The sequence below is a fragment of the Burkholderia sp. AU39826 genome (assembly GCF_020419965.1).
Classification (GTDB): Bacteria; Pseudomonadota; Gammaproteobacteria; order Burkholderiales; family Burkholderiaceae; genus Burkholderia; species Burkholderia semiarida.
In genome coordinates, this window is record NZ_JAIZQG010000011.1 from 55168 (window position 1) to 74182 (window position 19015).

The 19015-nt window shown below is 69.2% G+C and carries 16 protein-coding genes; 14 read left to right on the forward strand and 2 right to left on the reverse strand.

The window, feature by feature from the left end:
- Window positions 1-4 precede the first annotated feature (4 nt).
- The 9 genes from xylG (at window position 5) to LGM42_RS19480 (ending at window position 10180) form a co-directional block, all read left to right on the forward strand.
- Window positions 5-1564 (forward strand): D-xylose ABC transporter ATP-binding protein, encoded by a 1560-nt coding sequence (gene xylG, locus LGM42_RS19440; protein WP_059577752.1) that lies wholly within the window; start codon window positions 5-7, stop codon window positions 1562-1564.
- The gene (locus tag LGM42_RS19445; RefSeq protein ID WP_059637630.1) at window positions 1561-2760 is read left to right on the forward strand and encodes a sugar ABC transporter permease; all 1200 of its coding nucleotides are present in this window, start codon (window positions 1561-1563) and stop codon (window positions 2758-2760) included. The genes xylG and LGM42_RS19445 overlap by 4 nt, the downstream gene beginning before the upstream one ends.
- Before the next feature lie 37 nt (window positions 2761-2797).
- Window positions 2798-2971: a hypothetical protein gene (locus tag LGM42_RS19450; protein WP_226232927.1), complete on the forward strand. Its 174-nt coding sequence runs from the start codon at window positions 2798-2800 to the stop codon at window positions 2969-2971.
- A gap of 246 nt (window positions 2972-3217) precedes the next feature.
- A complete protein-coding gene (locus LGM42_RS19455; protein ID WP_226232928.1) occupies window positions 3218-4708 on the forward strand; it encodes a sensor histidine kinase in 1491 nt (496 codons plus the stop codon).
- Window positions 4690-6066 carry a sigma-54-dependent transcriptional regulator gene (locus LGM42_RS19460; protein WP_226232929.1) on the forward strand — a complete coding sequence of 459 codons (1377 nt, stop codon included), beginning with the start codon at window positions 4690-4692 and terminating at the stop codon, window positions 6064-6066. Before LGM42_RS19455 ends, LGM42_RS19460 begins: the two co-directional genes overlap by 19 nt.
- A 411-nt stretch (window positions 6067-6477) precedes the next feature.
- A complete protein-coding gene (locus LGM42_RS19465; RefSeq protein ID WP_226232930.1) occupies window positions 6478-7017 on the forward strand; it encodes a hypothetical protein in 540 nt (179 codons plus the stop codon).
- 39 nt (window positions 7018-7056) lie between these two features.
- Window positions 7057-7602: a hypothetical protein gene (locus LGM42_RS19470; protein ID WP_226232931.1), complete on the forward strand. Its 546-nt coding sequence runs from the start codon at window positions 7057-7059 to the stop codon at window positions 7600-7602.
- 21 nt (window positions 7603-7623) lie between these two features.
- A complete protein-coding gene (locus tag LGM42_RS19475) occupies window positions 7624-8889 on the forward strand; it encodes an MFS transporter (protein ID WP_226232932.1) in 1266 nt (421 codons plus the stop codon).
- Window positions 8890-8926: 37 nt separating this feature from the next.
- Window positions 8927-10180 carry an arsenic transporter gene (locus LGM42_RS19480; protein ID WP_226232933.1) on the forward strand — a complete coding sequence of 418 codons (1254 nt, stop codon included), beginning with the start codon at window positions 8927-8929 and terminating at the stop codon, window positions 10178-10180.
- A gap of 36 nt (window positions 10181-10216) precedes the next feature.
- On the opposite strand, the gene LGM42_RS19485 is transcribed toward LGM42_RS19480, so the two are convergent.
- Entirely contained in the window at window positions 10217-12322 is a 2106-nt protein-coding gene (locus LGM42_RS19485) for a TonB-dependent siderophore receptor (RefSeq protein WP_226232934.1), read from the reverse strand.
- 263 nt (window positions 12323-12585) lie between these two features.
- Entirely contained in the window at window positions 12586-13287 is a 702-nt protein-coding gene (locus LGM42_RS19490; RefSeq protein ID WP_059637616.1) for a FadR/GntR family transcriptional regulator, read from the reverse strand.
- A 233-nt stretch (window positions 13288-13520) separates the two neighbouring features.
- Here LGM42_RS19490 and LGM42_RS19495 point away from each other — a divergent pair, with 233 nt between their 5' ends.
- The 5 genes from LGM42_RS19495 to LGM42_RS19515 are packed head-to-tail and all read left to right on the forward strand — an operon-like array spanning window position 13521 to window position 19007.
- On the forward strand, window positions 13521-15065 hold the full coding sequence (locus tag LGM42_RS19495) for a sugar ABC transporter ATP-binding protein (protein WP_226232935.1): 1545 nt from the start codon (window positions 13521-13523) through the stop codon (window positions 15063-15065).
- Window positions 15058-16089, forward strand: a complete 1032-nt coding sequence (locus LGM42_RS19500) for an ABC transporter permease (RefSeq protein ID WP_059577820.1) — start codon at window positions 15058-15060, stop codon at window positions 16087-16089. Before LGM42_RS19495 ends, LGM42_RS19500 begins: the two co-directional genes overlap by 8 nt.
- Before the next feature lie 42 nt (window positions 16090-16131).
- Window positions 16132-17082: an ABC transporter substrate-binding protein gene (locus tag LGM42_RS19505; protein ID WP_059577823.1), complete on the forward strand. Its 951-nt coding sequence runs from the start codon at window positions 16132-16134 to the stop codon at window positions 17080-17082.
- Window positions 17083-17118: 36 nt separating this feature from the next.
- The gene (locus LGM42_RS19510) at window positions 17119-18135 is read left to right on the forward strand and encodes an aldo/keto reductase (protein WP_226232936.1); all 1017 of its coding nucleotides are present in this window, start codon (window positions 17119-17121) and stop codon (window positions 18133-18135) included.
- On the forward strand, window positions 18132-19007 hold the full coding sequence (locus LGM42_RS19515; protein ID WP_226232937.1) for an amidohydrolase family protein: 876 nt from the start codon (window positions 18132-18134) through the stop codon (window positions 19005-19007). Before LGM42_RS19510 ends, LGM42_RS19515 begins: the two co-directional genes overlap by 4 nt.
- Window positions 19008-19015: the final 8 nt, after the last annotated feature.

Consider the following 19015-nt stretch of genomic DNA (forward strand, 5'->3'; position numbering starts at 1 on the left):
ACGAATGACGGAACCCTTGCTGACGATGCGCGGCATCGTCAAGGCCTTCGACGGCGTGAAGGCGCTCGACGGCATCGACCTGAGCGTGCGCCCCGGCGAATGCGTCGGGCTGTGCGGCGAGAACGGCGCCGGCAAGTCGACGCTGATGAAGGTGCTGTCGGGCGTGTACCCGCACGGCACCTGGGACGGCGAGATCCGCTGGGAAGGCGCGCCGCTCGTCGCGTCCGGCGTGCGCGATACCGAGCGCGCGGGCATCGTGATCATCCACCAGGAGCTGATGCTCGTGCCCGAGCTGTCGGTCGCCGAGAACATCTTCCTCGGCAACGAGATCACGCTGCCGGGCGGGCGCATGCATTACGCGGAAATGGTGCGACGCTCGGAAGCGCTGCTGCGCGAGCTGCGGATCGACGCGATCAACGTCGCGCAGCCGGTGATGAACTACGGCGGCGGTCACCAGCAACTGATCGAAATCGCGAAGGCGTTGAACAAGCGCGCGAAGCTGCTGATCCTCGACGAGCCGTCGTCGTCGCTGAGCGCGTCGGAAACGCGCATCCTGCTCGACATCGTGCGGGACCTGAAGCGGCGCGGCGTCGCGTGCGTCTACATCTCGCACAAGCTCGACGAGATCGACGCGGTGTGCGACACCGTGACCGTGATCCGCGACGGCCGCCACGTCGCGACCGAACCGATGGCCGCGCTGACCACCGACCGGATCATCGCGATGATGGTCGGCCGCGAGATCCGCGACCTGTATCCGCGCGAGCCGCACGAGATCGGCGACGTCGTGCTCGACGTGCATCACGTCACCTGCCACGACGTGACGAACCCGCGCCGCAAGCGCGTCGACGACGTGTCGTTCAGCGTGCGGCGCGGCGAGATTCTCGGTGTCGCCGGGCTGGTCGGCGCGGGCCGCACCGAGCTGATGCAGGCGATTTTCGGTGCGTATCCGGGCGACTGCACGGCGAGCGTGCGGATGAACGGCCGGCCGCTCGCGATCCGCTCGCCGGCCGATGCGATCCGCGCAGGTATCGCGATGGTGCCGGAGGACCGCAAGCGCCACGGGATCGTGCCGCAGCTCGGCGTCGGCCACAACATCACGCTGGCGGTGCTGCGCCGGTTCGCCGCGCGCGGCCGGATCGACGCGGCCGCCGAACTCGACGCGATCCGCACCGAGATGCAGCGGCTGTCGGTGCGTGCCGCGCATCCGTTCCTGCCGATCGCGAGCCTGTCCGGCGGCAATCAGCAGAAGGCGGTCCTGGCCAGGATGCTGCTCGCCGACCCGCAGGTATTGATTCTCGACGAGCCGACCCGCGGCGTCGACGTCGGCGCGAAGGCGGAGATCTACCGGCTGATCTTCGCGCTCGCGAAGCGCGGCGTCGCGCTGATCGTCGTGTCGTCGGAGCTGCCGGAAGTGCTCGGGCTCGCCGATCGCGTGCTCGTGATCGGCGAGGGCGAGCTGCGCGGCGATTTCGTCAACGACGGCCTCACGCAGGAACAGATTCTCGGCGCCGCGCTGACGCCCGCGCGGCGTCCGGCCGAACCCATTGCAGCGAGCACGACATGAACACCGAACTTTCGTCTTCCCGGCCCGTGTCGCCGGACACCGATACGCGCGTCGCGCGCGGCCATCCGCTGCGACGCATCTTCGTGCGCTACAAAATCCTCGCGCTGCTGTTCGCGGTGGCCGCGATCTGGGCGTTCTTCTCGGTGCTGACGGACGGTGCGTTCGTCACGCCGCGCAACCTGTCGAACCTGCTGCGGCAGATGTCGATCACCGGCATGCTCGCGTGCGGGATGGTGTTCGTCATCATCGCGGGCGAGATCGACCTGTCGGTCGGCTCGCTGCTCGGGCTACTCGGCGGCGTCGCCGCGATCCTCGACGTCAACCGCCACTGGCCGGTGGCGGCGACGGTCCCGGCCGTGCTCGCGCTCGGCGTGCTGATCGGGCTCTTCAACGGCTGGTGGTCGACCTATCGGCGCGTGCCGTCGTTCATCGTCGGGCTCGGCGGGATGCTCGCGTTCCGCGGCATCCTGCTCGGCGTCACGGGCGGCTCGACGATCGCGCCGGTGTCGGACGGCTTCGTGTTCATCGGGCAAGGCTATCTGCCGCGCGTGGCGGGGGACGGCCTCGCGGTCCTGCTGTTCGCGCTCGCGGCGCTGCTGGTGGTGCGGCAGCGCGGCACGCGGCATCGCTACCGGCTCGCGGTCGCGCCGCTGTGGCAGGACGTCGCGAAGATCGTCGGCGCCGGCGCCGTGCTGTTCGCCTTCGTCGCGACGCTCGACCGCTACGGCGGCATTCCGGTGCCGGTGCTGCTGCTGCTCGCGTTGCTCGGCGTGTTCTCGTGGATCGCGACGCAGACGGTATTCGGCCGGCGCATCTATGCGGTGGGCTCGAACCTGGAGGCCACGCGGCTGTCGGGCGTGGACACCGATCGCGTGAAACTCGCGATCTTCGCGCTGATGGGGCTGATGTGCGCGTTTGCCGGCCTCGTGAACACGGCGCGGCTCGCGGCCGGGTCGCCGTCCGCCGGCACGATGGGCGAGCTCGACGCGATCGCCGCGTGCTTCATCGGCGGCACGTCGATGCGCGGCGGATCGGGCACGGTGTACGGCGCGCTGATCGGTGCGCTCGTGATGGCGAGCCTCGACAACGGGATGTCGATGCTCGACGTCGACGCGTACTGGCAGATGATCGTCAAGGGCGCGGTGCTGGTGCTGGCGGTGTGGATCGACGTGGTGTCGCGGTCGAACCGGCGGTGACGGGCCGGCCGGTCGCGTGCCGGAAAAGGGGAGGACCATGGAACGAAACACGATGCGCGTGCCGGGTGTTTCCGTGCGGGCGGCCGGGCCGTTCGCGATGCGCATCGCCGACCAGTGCGGCCGTTCCCCGCCCGACGCGGCCGACTTCGCGCCGACCGACATCATTCGGCTGGCGCGCATCGTCGAGCGGATCAAGCGGGACGGCGCGTAGAAGCGCGCTGCCGTATCCGCGGGTGCGCGCCGACGGCCGCGCTTGACGTCGACGGTGCGGCCGTTCGGCAGCACGATCGACGCGTTTCTCTCCCTGGCGGCTCGGTCCCACCGCGAACAACCGGATCGGGCGCTCCTCGTTCGAGGCCGATCCGGCGGCTCGCCCCGTACGATGCATGGCGGCCGTGGCGGCTTCACGTCGCATGCAATACGCTATGCTGTCGTCCTCGACCGCCAGCCTGATCCGATGAAGCGTCCGTCGTTTTCCACCCAACTCGTCATGCTCTGGGCACTCGTCGCGGCGCTGTGCGCGACGCTGGTCGCGGTCGTCTGGGTCACGGCGAGTTCCGCCGAGAGTCAGCAGGTGGCCGGCGCGAAGGCCGCCGGCGCGTCGGCGTGCGAAGCGGTCGCGTCGCGTTACGGCGCGTCTGCCGCGTCGGCGGGCGCCGGGCCCGCGCCGGACCTGATGCACGCGATCCTCGACATCGTGCTCTCCCGTGCGCCCGACATGGAGGGCGGGTTCTGGGTGCCCGACGCCGCCCCCGCGGCGAGCGGTTTTCTCGCATATTCTTTTCCGACCTATCAAGGCAGCGGCGTCAAACACGACGTTCCGGAAGCGGAAACGCCGCTGATCCTCCGCACGCTGCGCGCCGCGGCCGCGACGCATGCCGCGACGGCGAACGTCGTCGAAGGCGCGCAGGATGCGGTGATCGCGGCGGCCTGCCCGGTACGCGGCGGCTCGGGGCTGTATGTGTGGATGCTGACACGTGCGCGCCCGCCGCTGGGCCGGCACGGGGAACTGCTGGCCACGGGCCTCGCGGCCGTGCTCGCCGTGATTCTGGCGATCGCGGCGGCGCTGGCCGTGGCGTTGCGCCGATGGAAGCGCAATCTCGCACGGATCGAGAGCGGGCTGGGGCCCGACGGTCGCGAGCATCACCTGCCGTACGTCGGCGAACCCGATCTCGATCGGGTCATCGATGCGTTCAACGAACGGGCGCGGCGCGCCGACCGGCTGCAACAGCAGGCCGACGAACTGCGCACGCGCCTCGCGCAGGCCGAACGCTTCGGCATGCTGGGCAAACTCGCCGCAGAAGTCGCGCACGAGATTCGCAATCCGATGGGCGCGATGCGGCTGAAGGCGGAAAACGCGCTGGCCGGCGATGGCCGGCGGCAGCAGGACGCGTTGCGCGTGATCCTCGCGCAGATCGAGCGCATCGACGCGCAATTGTCGAGCCTGCTCGCGCTGACGCAGCCGGTGCGCCCGCATGCGACGCGGGTCGACGTCGACGCGTGGCTCGCGCAGGTCGTCGACGCGCACCGTGAGCTCGCGCAGCGGCAAGCGATCGACTTGACGTTGTCGCTCGCGGGGCAGGGCGAACGGCTCGCGTGGCCGTCGGATTTTCCCGCTTTCGATCCCGACCAGATGCGGCGCGCGCTCGACAATCTGCTGCTCAACGCGTTGCACCACGCGGGCGACGGCGGCGCGGTCACGCTCGCCGCCGAGCGGCGCGCGTTCGCCGGGCGCGACTGGCTGTGCATCACAGTGTCGGACAGCGGCCCCGGCGTGCCTGCCGCGCAGCGCGAGCGGATTTTCGAACCGTTCGTGACGGGCCGCGCGGACGGCACCGGTCTCGGTCTTGCCGTCGTCCGCGAAGTGGCGGCGGCGCACGGCGGGCAGGCGCGCCTCGACGAGGGTGCCGCATTCGTGATTGAAATTCCATGGCAAACATCCTCATAGTCGATGACGACGCGGCCTTTCGCGACGGCCTTGCCGAAACGCTGGCCGATCTCGGTCATCGGGCCGTCGAGGCCGCATCCGGCCGGGCCGCGCTCAGCGCGTTGCGCGATGGCGGCGTCGTCGAATGCGTCTTTCTGGATTTCCGCCTGCCGGATCTGGACGGGCTGGCCGTGCTTGCACAGCTGCGTGACGATCCCGCACTGGCCGCGATTCCGGTCGTCATGCTGACGGCCCATGCGACCAGCGACAACACGATCGAAGCGATGCGGCTCGGCGCATTCGATCACCTGACGAAGCCGATCGGGCGTCGCGACGTCGCGCAACTGCTCGAACGCATCGTGTCGGCGAATCAGCCGCCCGCGCTCGCGCCATCCGACAGCGGTTTCGCGAGCGAACCTTCAGCGGACCGACCGCGACTGCTGGGCGTGAGCGCCGCGATGCGCGACGTGCAAAAGCAGGTCGGCCGCGCCGCGATGAGCGACGCGACCGTGCTCCTGACTGGCGAGACGGGCACGGGCAAGGAGGTGGCGGCCCGCGTGCTGCATGCCGCATCGGCCCGGCATGCGGGGCCGTTCGTCGCCGTCAACTGCGCGGCCATCCCGGCCGATCTGCTCGAAAGCGAATTGTTCGGGCATCGTCGCGGCGCGTTCACGGGGGCGCATGCCGATCGTGCGGGGCGCCTCATCGAGGCCGACGGCGGGACGCTCTTTCTCGACGAGATCGGCGACATGCCCGCCGCGATGCAAGCCAAGCTGCTACGCGCGCTGCAGGAGCGCCAGGTGATGCCGCTCGGCGCGGATCGCCCCGCGGCAATCGACATTCGCGTCGTGGCCGCGACGCACCGCGACCTCGCCGCGGCCGTCGCGGACGGCACGTTCCGCGAAGACCTCTTCTATCGACTGAACGTCATTCCACTGCACCTGCCGCCGCTCGCGGAGCGTGTGGCCGACATCCTTCCGCTGGCCACGCATTTCCTGGGGCGCGCCGCGGGCATGCGTCCGCTGCATCTGACGAACGACGCCCAGCGCGCGCTGCTCGATTACCGCTGGCCGGGCAATGTGCGCGAACTGCGCAACGTGATGGAGCGGGCGGCCGCGCTCGCCCCTGGGCCGGCCGTCAGCGCGGCCGATCTCGGTCTGCCCGCCGTGCCCGCGCGCGAACCGGGCGCCGATGCGGTGCCGGTGCACTTGCTCGACATGCCGCTGCCCGATGCGCTGGCGACGGTCGAGCGCGCGGCGATCCTGCGCGCGCTCGAGCGCGCGAACGGCAATCGCGCGGAAGCCGCGAGGCAGCTCGGGATCGGCCGCCAGTCGCTCTATGCGCGCATGGCGAATCTCGGGATCGAGCGAGACGACTAGTCGCGCGGTTTCGACTGTCGGGATCGACGACATCCGGTGAAACAACGTGTCGGGAAATCCGACAGGTTGGGCGCGCGTCGTCGTTCGGCGCACGGTCACGCGGTGCTTCTCAGGTTGGCACGGGTATTGCGGATATCGATGCATCGCAACCCGTCGCCGGAGCCCGTCATGAACTCGTACCTGCCCGTCGTCCGATCGCGGCCGCGGTGCCGTGCCGTCGTTCACTGGTCGTATCGCGCGCTCTGCGCTGCTGCACTCGTTGCTGTCGCAACGGTCAGTTTGGCGCAGGTGCCGCCGGCACCGCGCACGGAAGACCCGGCCGGTGCCATGCCGCCTCCGCCTCCTGCTCCTCCTCGGCCTCGCGCGCTGTTGCCTGCCGTGCCCGGTAACGACACCGCCTCGGATGCGTTGGTGTCCGGCACGCTGTCGCGCCTGACGATCAATCCTGAAGGCACCGTCGACGGCTTCGTGCTGACTGACGGCACGCTCGTCCGTCTGCCGCCGCATCTCGGTTCGCAACTGACTGCGCTCGTGAAGACGGGCGACCGCGTGACGGTAGCGGGCGAACGACGCGTCGACGATGAAATCCGTGCCCGCGTGATCCGCAACGACGGCACCGGCGCGTCGCTGTCCGATCAGCCGCCCGCGCCCGTCGCGCCCGTGCCGCCTACGCTGCGCGGCGTCAACCTCGCTCGCCTGAGCGTGTCCGGCGTCGTGCGCCGTGTGACGCGTGCGCCGCGCGGTGAACCGGACGGCGTGATGCTCGACAGCGGGGCGATCGTCAAGCTGACCGTCCCGGCCGCCCAGCAATTCGGCGCGCTGCTCGCGCCCGGCGAGCGCGTGGCCGCGGTCGGCTACGGGACGCGCAACGCCTACGGCGAAGCGCTGCAAGCGACGGCGTTCGGCGCGCCGGGCCATGTCGTGAATCTCTATGACGATGTCGCGCGCTGAGCGCGCGCTATTCCGAAACCCATCGAAAGGAGTCCTGCCATGCATTGGATCGATCCCGCCTGCCTGCCCGAAACGCGCGGCCGCGTCACACAGTTCCTGCTCAATCCGCACGGAGAAATCGACGGCCTGATCCTGAACGGCGACCTGCAGGTACATGTGCCGCCGCATCTGGGGCGCGAATTGGTGCGCCATGTCGAGGTTGGCAACCGCATCCGTGTGCGCGGCGTCAAGCCGCGTCGCGCGGCGATGATCGCGGCCGTGCAACTGACCGGGCGTGACGGCGTCGACATCGTCGACGACGGACCGGAGCACGCTGTGCCGAAGCCGCCGCGACCGGATCGAAAGCCGATGGAGCTGCAAGGCGAAGTCGCGTTCGGGCTGTACGGCCCGAAAGGCGAGTTGAACGGCGCGTTGCTGACGAGCGGCGTCGCGCTGAGGGTGCCGCCGCACGCGGCGCAAGCATTGCACGACTATCTGCAGGCCGGTGTCCATGTGCAGGCGTGGGGGCACGGCGTCGTCACGCCGCACGGCGCGACGCTCGACGTGAGCGAGATCGCCGAGCTCGTCGATGCGGATGCCGAATGATCGCGCGACAGTGACACGACCATGAGACCGGCACGCGCGCTCGAAGCGCTCAACTTCTTCCTGGCCGACGTGCAGGCCGGCATCGGTCCGTTCATCGGCGTCATCCTGCTGTCGCGCGGCTGGGGCGCCGATGCGATCGGCACGGTCATGACGCTGGCCGGGCTCGCGGCGATGGCCGCGACACCGTTGGCCGGCGCGCTCGTCGATGCGGTGCGCGCGAAGCGGGCGCTGATCGTCGTGGCGACCGCGGTGACGGCGCTTGCGTCGCTGGCGATGATGTTCGTGCGCGGCTATCCGGCGGTGGCGGTGTCGCAGATCCTGGCGGCGGTCGGCGGCGCGGTGCTCGCGCCCGCGGTCGCGGGCGTGACGCTCGGCATCGTGCGTCGGCAGGGTTTCGACCGGCAGTTCGGGCGCAACCAGATGGCGAACCATGCCGGCAACGTCGCCGGCGCGGCGCTCGCGGGGTGGCTCGGCTGGCATGTCGGATTCGACGCGGTGTTCGCGCTCGTCGCCGTGTTCACGGTCCTTGCGGTTGCGAGCACGTTGGCGATTCCCGGGCACGTAATCGATCATGCTTGCGCACGTGGTCTCGAGCCTGATGGCCGCGCACCGGGAACGGATGCTGCGCATCCGCATGCGTTGGACGCGGCGTCGACGTCGCGCGTCGGCGGCCTGCGCACGCTCGCCGAAAACCGGCCGCTGGTACTGCTCGGCGCGTCGCTCGCGCTGTTTCATCTCGGCAACGCCGCGATGCTGCCGCTCTACGGGATGGGCGTCGTCGTCACGCATCGCAGCAACGCGAGCGCGTTCACCGCGCAGACCATCGTCATCGCGCAGTGCGTGATGATCGCGGCGGCCTGGCTCGCGCCCCGGCTGATTCGCGCGCACGGCTACTGGCGCGTGCTGCTGTTCTCGTACCTCGTGCTGCCGGTGCGCGGGGCGGTCGCCGCGGCGTGGATGAGCGAAGCGGGTGTATGGCCGGTGCAGGTGCTCGACGGCATCGGCGCCGGCCTGCAAAGCGTGGTCGTGCCCGCGCTCGTCGTTCGCCTGCTGCATGGCTCCGGCCGCGTGAACGCCGGGCAGGGCGCCGTCGCGACCGCGCAGGGGATCGGCGCGGCGCTCAGCCCCGTGCTCGGCGGCGTGCTCGCGCAGCACTTCGGCTATCCGGCCGCGTTCGTCGTACTGGGCGCGGTGTCGACGGGCTCGCTCGCGCTGTGGCTCGGTCATGCGCGATCGCTGAGCGGCGCGTGCGGCAAGCCCGCCGATCTATCGGCGACATCATCGTGAAAGCGATTTCGATTTCCATGCCTGTGTCGACTTGCCCATGAATCCTGTTTCGCTTGCCTGGCTGATTTCCGCGCTTGCCACCGCGGGCGTCATCACGCGTCCGTTCGGTTGGCCCGAGGCCACGTGGGCCGTGAGCGGCGCGCTGCTGCTGGTCGCGTTGAACCTGTTGCCCGTCGCGCAGGCGCTGGACGCCGTCGCGAAAGGGGGCGACGTCTACCTGTTCCTGACGGGCATGATGCTGTTGTCCGAGGCGGCCCGCCGCGAGGGGCTGTTCGACTGGGTCGCGACGCGCGTCGTCAATCTCGCGCGGGGCTCGCCGCGGCGATTGTTCGCGCTGATCTACGGGGTCGGTGTCGTCACCACCGTGTTCCTGTCGAACGATGCGACCGCCGTCGTGCTGACGCCCGCGGTCCTTGCCGCCGCGCGCCGCGCGAAGGCCGACCCGATGCCGCTGCTGTACAGCTGCGCGCTCGTCGCCAATGCCGCGAGTTTCGTTTTGCCGATTTCGAATCCGGCGAACCTGGTGCTGTACGGCGCGCACATGCCCGCGCTCGGCGTATGGCTCGCGCATTTCGCGGCGCCGTCCGTCGCGTCGATCGCCTGTACGTTCGTGATGCTGAGGATCGTGCAGCGACGGGCGCTTGCCGGCCACTGCGAATCCGGGCTGCCGGTGCAGCCGCTGACGGGCGGCGGGCGCATCGCGCTCGCGGGCATCGCGGCAACGGCCGTCGCGCTGATGGCGGTGTCGGTCCTCGATCGCCCGCTCGGGTTGCCGACCGCGCTCGCGGGTGCCGTCACGGTCGCATGCGTGGTGATGCGGGATCGCGCGGCCGGCGTGCCGATCGTTCGCGCGATTTCATGGAGCGTGCTGCCGCTCGTCGCGGGGTTGTTCGTCGTCGTCGAGACGCTCGACCGGACCGGCGCGGTGCGCGTACTGGCGGGGCTGCTGCACGCGTTGATGCAAAGCGGCGAGCACATTGCCGCCGCCGCGGCCGGCGTCGCGGTCGCGCTCGTGTCGAACGGGGTCAACAATCTGCCTGCCGGGCTGATCGCGAGCTCGACGATCCAGGCCGCGCGCAGCCCGCAAACGGTGATCGATGCGATTCTGATCGGCGTGGATCTCGGCCCGAACCTGTCGATCACCGGATCGCTCGCGACGATTCTGTGGCTGGCGGCGATCCGGCGAGAAGGGTTGCAGGTCGGTTTCCGCGCATTTCTCGCGATCGGCGCGTGCGTGATGCCGCCTGCGTTGCTGTTCGCGCTGGGCGCGCGATTCGTGGTCGGCGGCTGACGCGCGATGCGCGTCGCGTCAGCCGTTCTGGCCGTGCTAGAACGAGTAGGCGAGCGACGCGAACAGGCTGCGCGGCGCGCCCGGCGTGACCCACAGGCTGTTGTACGAGCTGACGTACGTGGTGCGATTGAACAGGTTGTTCAGCACGACCGACGCACGCAGGTGCTTGTTGACCTGAACGTAGCCGTTGAGCTGGACGGTCGCGTAGGCCGGCAGCTCGAAGCCGTCCTGCGTGTTGGCCGTGTTGCCGGCGCGGCGCCCGACGTAGATCACGCCGGCGCCGGCGCCGGCCTTGTCCGCGAACGGCAGGGTCGTCTCGTACATCAGCAGTGCGCTGCCGCTCAGCCGCGGTACGTCGACGAGGCGCGAACCGGGCGCCAGCACGGTGTCGCGCGTGACCTCCGCGTCGACGTACGCGAGATTGGCGATGCCGCGCAAGCCGTGACCGAGGTCGCCGCTCCATTCGAATTCGATGCCGCGGCTGCGTACTTCGCCGGCCGCGCGCGAGAAGCCGGCATTCGCCGGATCGGCGGTGAGCACGTTGCGCTTGGTGACGTAGAACGCCGCGACGGTCGTGAGCGAGCGCGCGCCCGCCCATTTCGCGCCGGCTTCGTAGCCGCGGCCCTTTTCGGGATCGAACGCGCGGCCGCCGACGTCGGCGCCGTTGTTCGGCCGGAACGAATACGCGGTGTTCGCATACAGCGACCACGCCGGGCTCATTTCATACACGACGCCGAGACGCGGGCTCAGCGCGGTCTGCAACTGGCTCGTCGTCACGCCCTTCAGGCGGTTGTCGATCGACTGGTGGAAGCGATCCCAGCGCAGGCCGGCGAGGATTTTCCAGTGCGGCCCGAACGCGAGCGTGTCCTGCGCGTAGACGCCTTGACCGTCGTCGCGCTCGAGCAGGTTGGTCGCGGTGCGCGGCGTGGGCGCGGGCTGGCCGTAGACCGGATCGAAGATGTCGATTGCGTACGGCGCCGCGGCGCTCGGCGTGGAGCGCGTGACGAACTGGTCGTAGTTGAAGCGGTACGCGTCGACGCCCATCACGAGCGTATGGCCGATGCCGCCCGTGCGGAACGCGCCGGTCGTCTCGAGGCGGCCTTGCAGGTCGTTCGAGTGAAACGCGACTTGCCGGTAGCGCCGCCACAGCGTGCGGCCGTCCGGCTGCAGCGCGAACGCCTCGGACGAGCGCCCGGACAGGTCGGTGTTGCGTTGCGCGACGCCTGCGTTGATCGACCAGGCCGAATCGATGCGATGCTCGAGCGTGAACTGGTGGCCCGTGTTGCGCACGTCATAGTCGCCGTCGCGCGGCTCGCCGAGAAAACGCGACGCGGGGATCACGCCGAGCTGGCCGTTGACCGCCAGCACGCCGCGATCGAGCGGCGCGCGCTGACGCGCACTCTCGAATTCGTAGTGCACCGTCGTGTCCGCGCCGATGTCCCAGGTGAACGACGGCGAGAACAGGTAGCGTTTGCTCGACACCGTGTCGCGAAAGCTGCCGTTGTTCTCGTTCATCGCGACGAAGCGGTATGCGAGCGATTTCGTGACGGGGCCGGTCGAATCGAGCGTCTGGCGCAATGCGCCGTAGCTGCCGGCCGACACGCCGAGGGTGTTCGCGCGGGTGAACTGCGGCTGCTTCGTCGTATAGCTGATGATCCCGCCCGGATCGCCGCGGCCATACAGCGCGGACGCCGGCCCCTTGAGCACTTCCATGCGCTCGAGGTTCACGGTGTCGCGCGGCACGCTCATGCCGCGATTCCACGAAAAGCCGTTGACCAGGTAGTCGGTGCCGGACGTGTTGCCGTCGCCGGCGAAACCGCGCACCGCGTAGTTGTCCCACAGGCCGCCGAAGTTGTTCTGGCGCGAGACGCCCGCGACCCAGTCGTAAAGATCGTCGCCGCGCGTCGCGGCCACGGTCTGGATCAGCTTCGTATCGACGCTGCTGACCGCGAACGGAATTTCCATCACGTCCGCCTCGCTGCGCGTCGCGCTCGTCGATTCGCGCGTGCGGAACGGCGCCGTCGCGCGTTGCGCGGACACCTCGATGGTCGGCAGCGCCGTTTCCTGCGCGTCGGCGGCGCCCATGCCGGCCGTGCCGACGACGATGGCCATCGGTGCGGCCGCCCAGTTCCTCCTGCTCATACCCCTCCTCTTTGTGTTGTTCGCGTTCGGGCACGGCGGGCGGCCTCGCGCCGACATCTGTGTTCCAAACAGTACATTCGCGCGGCAATTTAATGCAAATGAGAGGCATTTGCAATCGTAATTTTGAGATGGGGTGATGTGCACCGTCACGGGCGGCGCGACGGCAGTCGTCGCGCGTGCGGAAACGCGACTTCCAGCGCGTCGAGGCGGGGAGTCGGTGGGTTGGGGTGTGCGACGACACGCGTGCCGGCGCACGCGCGCGGCTAATCCGGCTCGGCTTTCAGCCCGCCCTCGATCCACCGCGCTTCGGACGCGCGAAGATGCGCGCGAATGGCCGTCTGGGCCGCGATCGGATCGCCGGCCTGCAGCGCGAGCAGCACGTCCTCGTGCTCACGCACGGCGGCGGTCCACGTCTGCGGATTTTCCGCGTGGCCGCGCATGGCGGCCGCGATCGGGTCGTGGCGGCTGTCGAACAGCTCGCCGACGAAGCGGGTGAGCACCGAATTGCCGGCGGCTTCCGCGATCAGCATGTGGAATTGCCGGTCGGCCTCGACGGGCGACTTGCCGGCCTCCGCGAGCCGCTTCATGCGCTGAACCGTGCGGCGCAGGCGTTCGAGCATCGCGGCCGTCATCCGTGCGGCGGCCAGCGCGGCCACGCTGCCTTCGACGGCCGCGCGGGCCTGCATCAATTCCGACGGACTGTCGCCGAGCGTGGCCATCGGGCCGACAGCGTCGGCCGCCGTGTCGCGGACATAGACGCCGGAGCCCATCCGGATTTCGATCTGGCCGCCGATTTCCAGCGCGATCAGCGCCTCGCGAAGCGACGGGCGCGATACGCCGAGCGTCAGCGCCAGCTCGCGCTCTGGCGGCAGCCGCTCGCCGATCGCGAATTCGCCCTGGCGAATCAACGCGACGATCTGGGCCGCGACCGATTGGTAAAGCCGCTTGGGTTCTGTCGATTTCATCCGATCGATTGAGGTCAATGCGCTTTCGGCGCAAGCGCGTGTCGCGGAGTCTATCACGTCTGCCTCATTGCCCCATGCAGCGGCTCATTCAGCCGGGTGTCCGGGTTTTTACTATTGGTAAGATCAGATTGAAATAGATAAATTGGCTTGACCAAAACGGGTTTGATTGCTGTAATTCATCCAAATTGGACTGACCAGGCGAAGCCGAGGTCGATCCGCCTCAAGGAGACGCAATGGCAATGCCTCGCAATCTGCCCGGTCAGGCCGCACAGGACGAAGCGGACCGGGAGATCCTGCGCCTGGAAGGGATTCGCAAGCGTTTCCCGGGCGTCGTCGCGCTCGACGGCATTCGCCTCGACTTGCGCCGCGGCGAGGTGCATGCGGTGTGCGGCGAAAACGGCGCGGGCAAATCCACGCTGATGAAGATCATCAGCGGCCAGTACCTGCCCGACGAGGGCGTCGTTCACTATCGCGGCGCGCCGGTGCGGTTTCGTTCGGCCTCCGAAGCGCAGGCGGCCGGCATCGCGATCATTCACCAGGAGCTCAATCTCGTCCCGCACCTGAGCGTGGCGGAGAACCTGTTCCTCGCACGCGAGCCGCGGCGCGGGCCGTTCGTCGACGCGAAACGCATGAATGCGGATGCGGCGCGCTGCATCGCGCGAATCGGCCTGAACGTCGCGCCGACCACGAAGGTCGGCGTGCTGTCCATCGCGCAGCAGCAGATGGTCGAGATCGCGAAGGCGCTGTCGCTCGATGCGCGCGTGCTGATCATGGACGAACCCACGTCGTCGTTGACGGAAGCGGAAACGGTGCAGCTCTTTCGCATCATCGAGGAACTGCGCGCCGACGGCGTGGCGATTCTGTATATCTCGCACCGGCTCGACGAAATGGCGCAGATCGTCGATCGCGTGACGGTGCTGCGCGACGGACGCCACATCTCGACGGACGATTTCGCCGACGTCAGCATCGACGACATCGTCGCGCGCATGGTCGGACGCACGCTCGACGATGCGTATCCGTCGCGGCACTCGGTGCCGACGGACGACGTGCTGCTCGACGTGCGGGACCTGCGCCGCGACGGCGTGTTCGGGCCGGTGTCGTTCGCGCTGCGCCGCGGCGAGATCCTGGGTTTCGCGGGATTGATGGGTGCCGGACGCACCGAGATCGCCCGCGCGATCTTCGGCGCGGATCGCCCGGACGGCGGCACGATCGCGCTGCACGGCCGGCCCGTGACGATCCGCTCGCCGCGCGAGGCGATCCGGCACGGCATCGCGTATCTGTCGGAGGACCGCAAGAAGGAGGGGCTCGCGCTGTCGATGCCCGTCGCGGCGAACCTCACGCTCGCGAACGTGCGCGGCATCGCGTCGCGCTTCGGATTCCTGCGCTTCGACGACGAGCTCGACGTGGCGCGTCGCTACGTGCAGGACCTCGCGATTCGCACGCCGTCCGTGCACCAGCGCGTGCGCAACCTGTCCGGCGGCAACCAGCAGAAGGTCGTCATCGGCAAATGGCTGTACCGCGGCTCGAAGATCCTGTTCTTCGACGAGCCGACGCGCGGCATCGACGTCGGTGCGAAATTCGCGATCTACGGGCTGATGGACCGGCTCGCCGCCGACGGCGTCGGCGTCGTGCTGATCAGCTCGGAATTGCCCGAACTGCTCGGCATGACCGACCGGATCGCCGTCTTTCACGAAGGTCGAATGACCGCATTGCTCGACACGAAACACACCAGTCAGGAGGAGATCATGCACTACGCGTCGGGACGTTCCCATGCTTGAAATGACATCCGATCGAAGCCAGGCCGACGAGCGGGCGGCGCGACAGCGGCGGCGCGACCTGATCCAGAAGTTCGCGGCGCTCGGCAGCCTCGTCGTGCTCGTGTTCGCGTTCTCGATATCGAGCGCGGCGTTCTTCTCGGTCGACAACCTGATGACCGTCGGCCTGCAGGTCACGTCCATCGCCTATCTGGGCGTGGCCGCCACCTGCGTGATCATCACGGGCGGCATCGACCTGTCGGTCGGCTCGGTGCTCGCGCTGGCCGGCGTGTGCGCGGCGCTGCTCGTCAAGGCCGGCGTGCCGGTGCCTGCCGCGATGGCGGCCGGCATCCTGGTCGGTGCGCTATGCGGGCTCGTCAACGGCATCTGCGTGACGCGCATGGGCCTGCCGCCGTTCATCGCGACGCTCGGCATGATGCTCGTCGCGCGCGGCATCGCGCTGCAGATCACGGGCGCGCGGCCCGTCTCGGATCTCGGCGACGCGTTCGGCGCGCTCGGCAACGGCGCGCTGCTGCGGATCTCGCGCATCGGCGCGGACGGCTTCCCCGACACGACGTTTCCCGGCATCCCGTATCCGGTCGTGATCATGGTCGTGCTGTTCGTCGTGGTGTCCGTGCTGCTGTCGAGAACGTCGCTCGGCCGTCATATCTACGCGGTCGGATCGAACGCGGAAGCCGCGCGGCTGTCGGGCGTGAACGTGCAGGGCGTGAAGCTGTTCACCTACGTGCTGTCCGGCGCGCTCGCGGGCGTGACCGGCTGCGTGCTGATGTCGCGGCTCGTCACCGGGCAGCCGAACGAGGGCGTGATGTACGAACTCGACGCCATCGCCAGCTCGGTCATCGGCGGCACGTCGCTGATGGGCGGCGTCGGCACGATTTCCGGCACGGCGATCGGCGCGTTCGTGATCGGCGTGCTGCGCAACGGCCTGAACATGAACGGCGTGTCGAGCTTCATCCAGCAGATCATCATCGGCGTCGTGATCCTGGGCACGGTGTGGATCGACCAGTTGCGCAATCGCCGGCCCTGACCGGCGGCAAGCAGTCCCTACCAACGAGAAGCGGAGCGAGACATGAACAAATCCATCCTGCTGGCGGCATCGGCGTGCGTGTTCGCGGCGGCGTGCAACAGCGGCGCGTATGCGGCGGGCGGCGAGATCGCCGTGATCGTCAAGACGGTCAATTCGAACTACTGGCAGAACGTGCAGAAAGGCGCGAAGGCGGCGCTCGACGGCGCCAAGGGCTACACGATGACGTTCCAGGGGCCGGCGGCCGAGTCCGACATCAGCGGGCAGGTCAACATGGTCGACAACGCGGTCACGCGTCATGTGGCGGGCATCGTGCTCGCGCCGTCCGATCCCGATGCGCTCGTGCCCGCGATCAAGAAGGCGTGGGAAGCGCACATTCCCGTCGTGCTGATCGACTCGGCCATCTCGGATGCCGGCAAGCCGTACTACCAGGCGTTCCTGTCGACCGACAACGAGAAGGCCGGCGCGTTGTGCGCGAAGGCGCTGATCGATCGCGTCGGGCAGTCCGGCAAGATCGCGATCATGTCGTACGTGCCGGGCGCGGGGTCCGAGGTCAGCCGCGTCGGCGGGTTCCGCAAGTACATCGAGAGCCATTCGAAGCTGCAGATCGTCGGCCCGTACTACTCGCAATCGCAAATGGCGACCGCGCTGAACCAGACGACCGACGTGCTGTCGGCGAACCCCGACCTGAAGGGCATCTTCGGCGCGAACGAGCCGACCGCGGTCGGCATGGGCCGCGCGCTGAAGCAGTCGGGCAAGGCGGGCAAGGTCGTGGCGATCGGCTTCGACGGCAACGAGGACCTGCAGGGCTTCGTGCGCGACGGCACCGTGCAGGCGATCGCCGTGCAGGGTTCGTGGCAGATGGGGAACCAGGGCGTGCGCACGGCGCTCGACGTGATCGAGCGCAAGCCCGCGCCGAAGCTGATCGATACCGGCGTCGTGATGGTCGACAAGCAGAACCTCGATTCGCAGGCGGCAAAGAATGTCCTGTACTGATCGCCCGTGCCGCTTTCCCGCATCGAGTCGTCACGCATGAACGCGAACGATACGCGCACCTTGCCGCGCAGCGGACTGATGGTGTCCGCGCTCGGTCTCGGCTGCTCGCAGCTCGGCGGCCTGTATCGGCCGATGTCGGCGGCCGACGCGGCCGCGCTCGTCGACGCCGCGTGGGCGGCCGGCCTGCGCTATTTCGACACCGCGCCGTATTACGGCTACACCCTGTCCGAGCGGCGCGTGGGCGCGGGGCTCGCCCCGCGCGAGCGCGGCGCCTTCACGCTCAGCACGAAGGTCGGGCGGCTGATGCGCGCCGACCCGAGCGTGCGGCCGGGCGACGACGGCTGGGCCGAGCCGCTGCCGTTCCGGCCCGTCTACGACTACAGCTACGACGGCATCCTGCGCTCGTACGAGGACAGCCGGCAACGGCTCGGGCTCGCGCGGATCGACATGCTGTACGTGCACGACATCGGTGCGATGACGCATGGCGATCGTCATGCGCACTACTGGGAACAGTTGACCCGCGGCGGCGGGTTTCGCGCGCTGGAGGCGCTGCGCTCGGGCGGCGAGATCGGCGCGTTCGGTCTTGGCGTGAACGAGTGGGAAGTCGCGGCCGACGCGCTGAACGAAGCGGCGCTCGACGCCGTGCTGCTGGCCGGCCGCTACACGCTGCTCGAACAGACGGCGCTCGAACCGCTGCTCGACGCGTGCGCCCGTGACGGGACGGCGATCGTGATCGGCGGCGTGTTCAATTCCGGCGTGCTCGCCGGCAACGGCAAGTTCAACTATGCGGACGCGAGCGCCGACGTGATCGACAAGGCGACGCGCCTGGGCGCACTGTGCAGGCGCTTCGACGTGCCGCTTCCCGCCGCCGCCTTGCAGTTTCCGTTCGGCCATCCGGCCGTCGTGTCGTGCGTGATCGGCGCGCGCAGCGTGGCGCAGTTGAAGCAGAACATCGAATGGCTCGAGCGCCCCGCGCCGGCCGAACTGTGGGCTGCGTTGCGCGACCAAGGCTTGATCGACGCGCGCGCGCCGGTTCCGGGAGCACGTGCATGACCGTGCGCATCGATGCCCATCAGCACTACTGGCGAATCGGCGCGCGGGCCGGCTGCTGGCCGCCGGCCGAGCTCGACGCGATTCACCGGGATTTCGGCCCCGCCGACCTGGCGCCGCTGCTCGACGCCGCGCGTATCGACACCACCGTGCTCGTGCAATCGCTGCCGAGCGAAGCCGACACGCGCTTTCTGCTCGATCTCGCGGCCGACACCCCGACGGTCGGCGCCGTGGTCGGCTGGGTCGACCTGAAGGCCGACGACGCAGCGGCACGGATCGCGGCATTTGCGGCCGCGCCGAAGGCGCGCGGCGTGCGCCCGATGCTGCAGGATCTGCCCGACGACGCATGGATCGACGATTCGCGGCTGGATTGCGCGGTCGCCGCGATGCTCGAGCACGCGCTGCGTTTCGATGCGCTGGTGATGCCGCGCCATCTCGATGCGCTGCACGCGTTCGCGCGACGCCATCCCGATCTGCCGATCGTGATCGATCACGGTGCGAAGCCGTTCATCGAGCGCGGCGAATTGCAGCCGTGGCTGTCGGCGATGCGCCGGCTCGCGAGCCTGCCGAATCTTCATTGCAAGCTGTCCGGCCTCTGGACGGAGGCCGGCCCGTCTGCCGGCCCGGACGTGGTGCGGGCGCGCACGCGGCCGTATGTCCACGCACTGGCCGACCTGTTCGGGCCGACGCGCCTGATGTGGGGCAGCGACTGGCCGGTGCTGCGGCTGGCGTCGGCGTGCGGCGGCTACGGCGACTGGCTGGCCGCGTGCGAGGACGATTGCGCGCGGTGGCTCGGCGCCGCGGCGCTGGACGGCGTCTTCGGCGGCAATGCATGCCGCTTCTACCGGATCGACACCGCACGCCACGACGAATGAACCCGAAC

What these genes read in the sequence shown, in the direction of transcription:
- LGM42_RS19480 (WP_226232933.1), top strand. Translation starts at nt 8,927, where the DNA reads ATGAATCCTGTTTCGCTTGCCTGGCTGATTTCCGCGCTTGCCACCGCG.
- LGM42_RS19500 (WP_059577820.1), top strand. Translation starts at nt 15,058, where the DNA reads ATGCTTGAAATGACATCCGATCGAAGCCAGGCCGACGAGCGGGCGGCG.
- LGM42_RS19510 (WP_226232936.1), top strand. Translation starts at nt 17,119, where the DNA reads ATGAACGCGAACGATACGCGCACCTTGCCGCGCAGCGGACTGATGGTG.
- LGM42_RS19515 (WP_226232937.1), top strand. Translation starts at nt 18,132, where the DNA reads ATGACCGTGCGCATCGATGCCCATCAGCACTACTGGCGAATCGGCGCG.
- LGM42_RS19470 (WP_226232931.1), top strand. Translation starts at nt 7,057, where the DNA reads ATGCATTGGATCGATCCCGCCTGCCTGCCCGAAACGCGCGGCCGCGTC.
- LGM42_RS19455 (WP_226232928.1), top strand. Translation starts at nt 3,218, where the DNA reads ATGAAGCGTCCGTCGTTTTCCACCCAACTCGTCATGCTCTGGGCACTC.
- LGM42_RS19495 (WP_226232935.1), top strand. Translation starts at nt 13,521, where the DNA reads ATGGCAATGCCTCGCAATCTGCCCGGTCAGGCCGCACAGGACGAAGCG.
- LGM42_RS19490 (WP_059637616.1), bottom strand. Translation starts at nt 13,287, where the DNA reads ATGAAATCGACAGAACCCAAGCGGCTTTACCAATCGGTCGCGGCCCAG.
- LGM42_RS19505 (WP_059577823.1), top strand. Translation starts at nt 16,132, where the DNA reads ATGAACAAATCCATCCTGCTGGCGGCATCGGCGTGCGTGTTCGCGGCG.
- LGM42_RS19445 (WP_059637630.1), top strand. Translation starts at nt 1,561, where the DNA reads ATGAACACCGAACTTTCGTCTTCCCGGCCCGTGTCGCCGGACACCGAT.
- LGM42_RS19450 (WP_226232927.1), top strand. Translation starts at nt 2,798, where the DNA reads ATGGAACGAAACACGATGCGCGTGCCGGGTGTTTCCGTGCGGGCGGCC.
- LGM42_RS19475 (WP_226232932.1), top strand. Translation starts at nt 7,624, where the DNA reads ATGAGACCGGCACGCGCGCTCGAAGCGCTCAACTTCTTCCTGGCCGAC.
- LGM42_RS19460 (WP_226232929.1), top strand. Translation starts at nt 4,690, where the DNA reads ATGGCAAACATCCTCATAGTCGATGACGACGCGGCCTTTCGCGACGGC.
- xylG (WP_059577752.1), top strand. Translation starts at nt 5, where the DNA reads ATGACGGAACCCTTGCTGACGATGCGCGGCATCGTCAAGGCCTTCGAC.
- LGM42_RS19485 (WP_226232934.1), bottom strand. Translation starts at nt 12,322, where the DNA reads ATGAGCAGGAGGAACTGGGCGGCCGCACCGATGGCCATCGTCGTCGGC.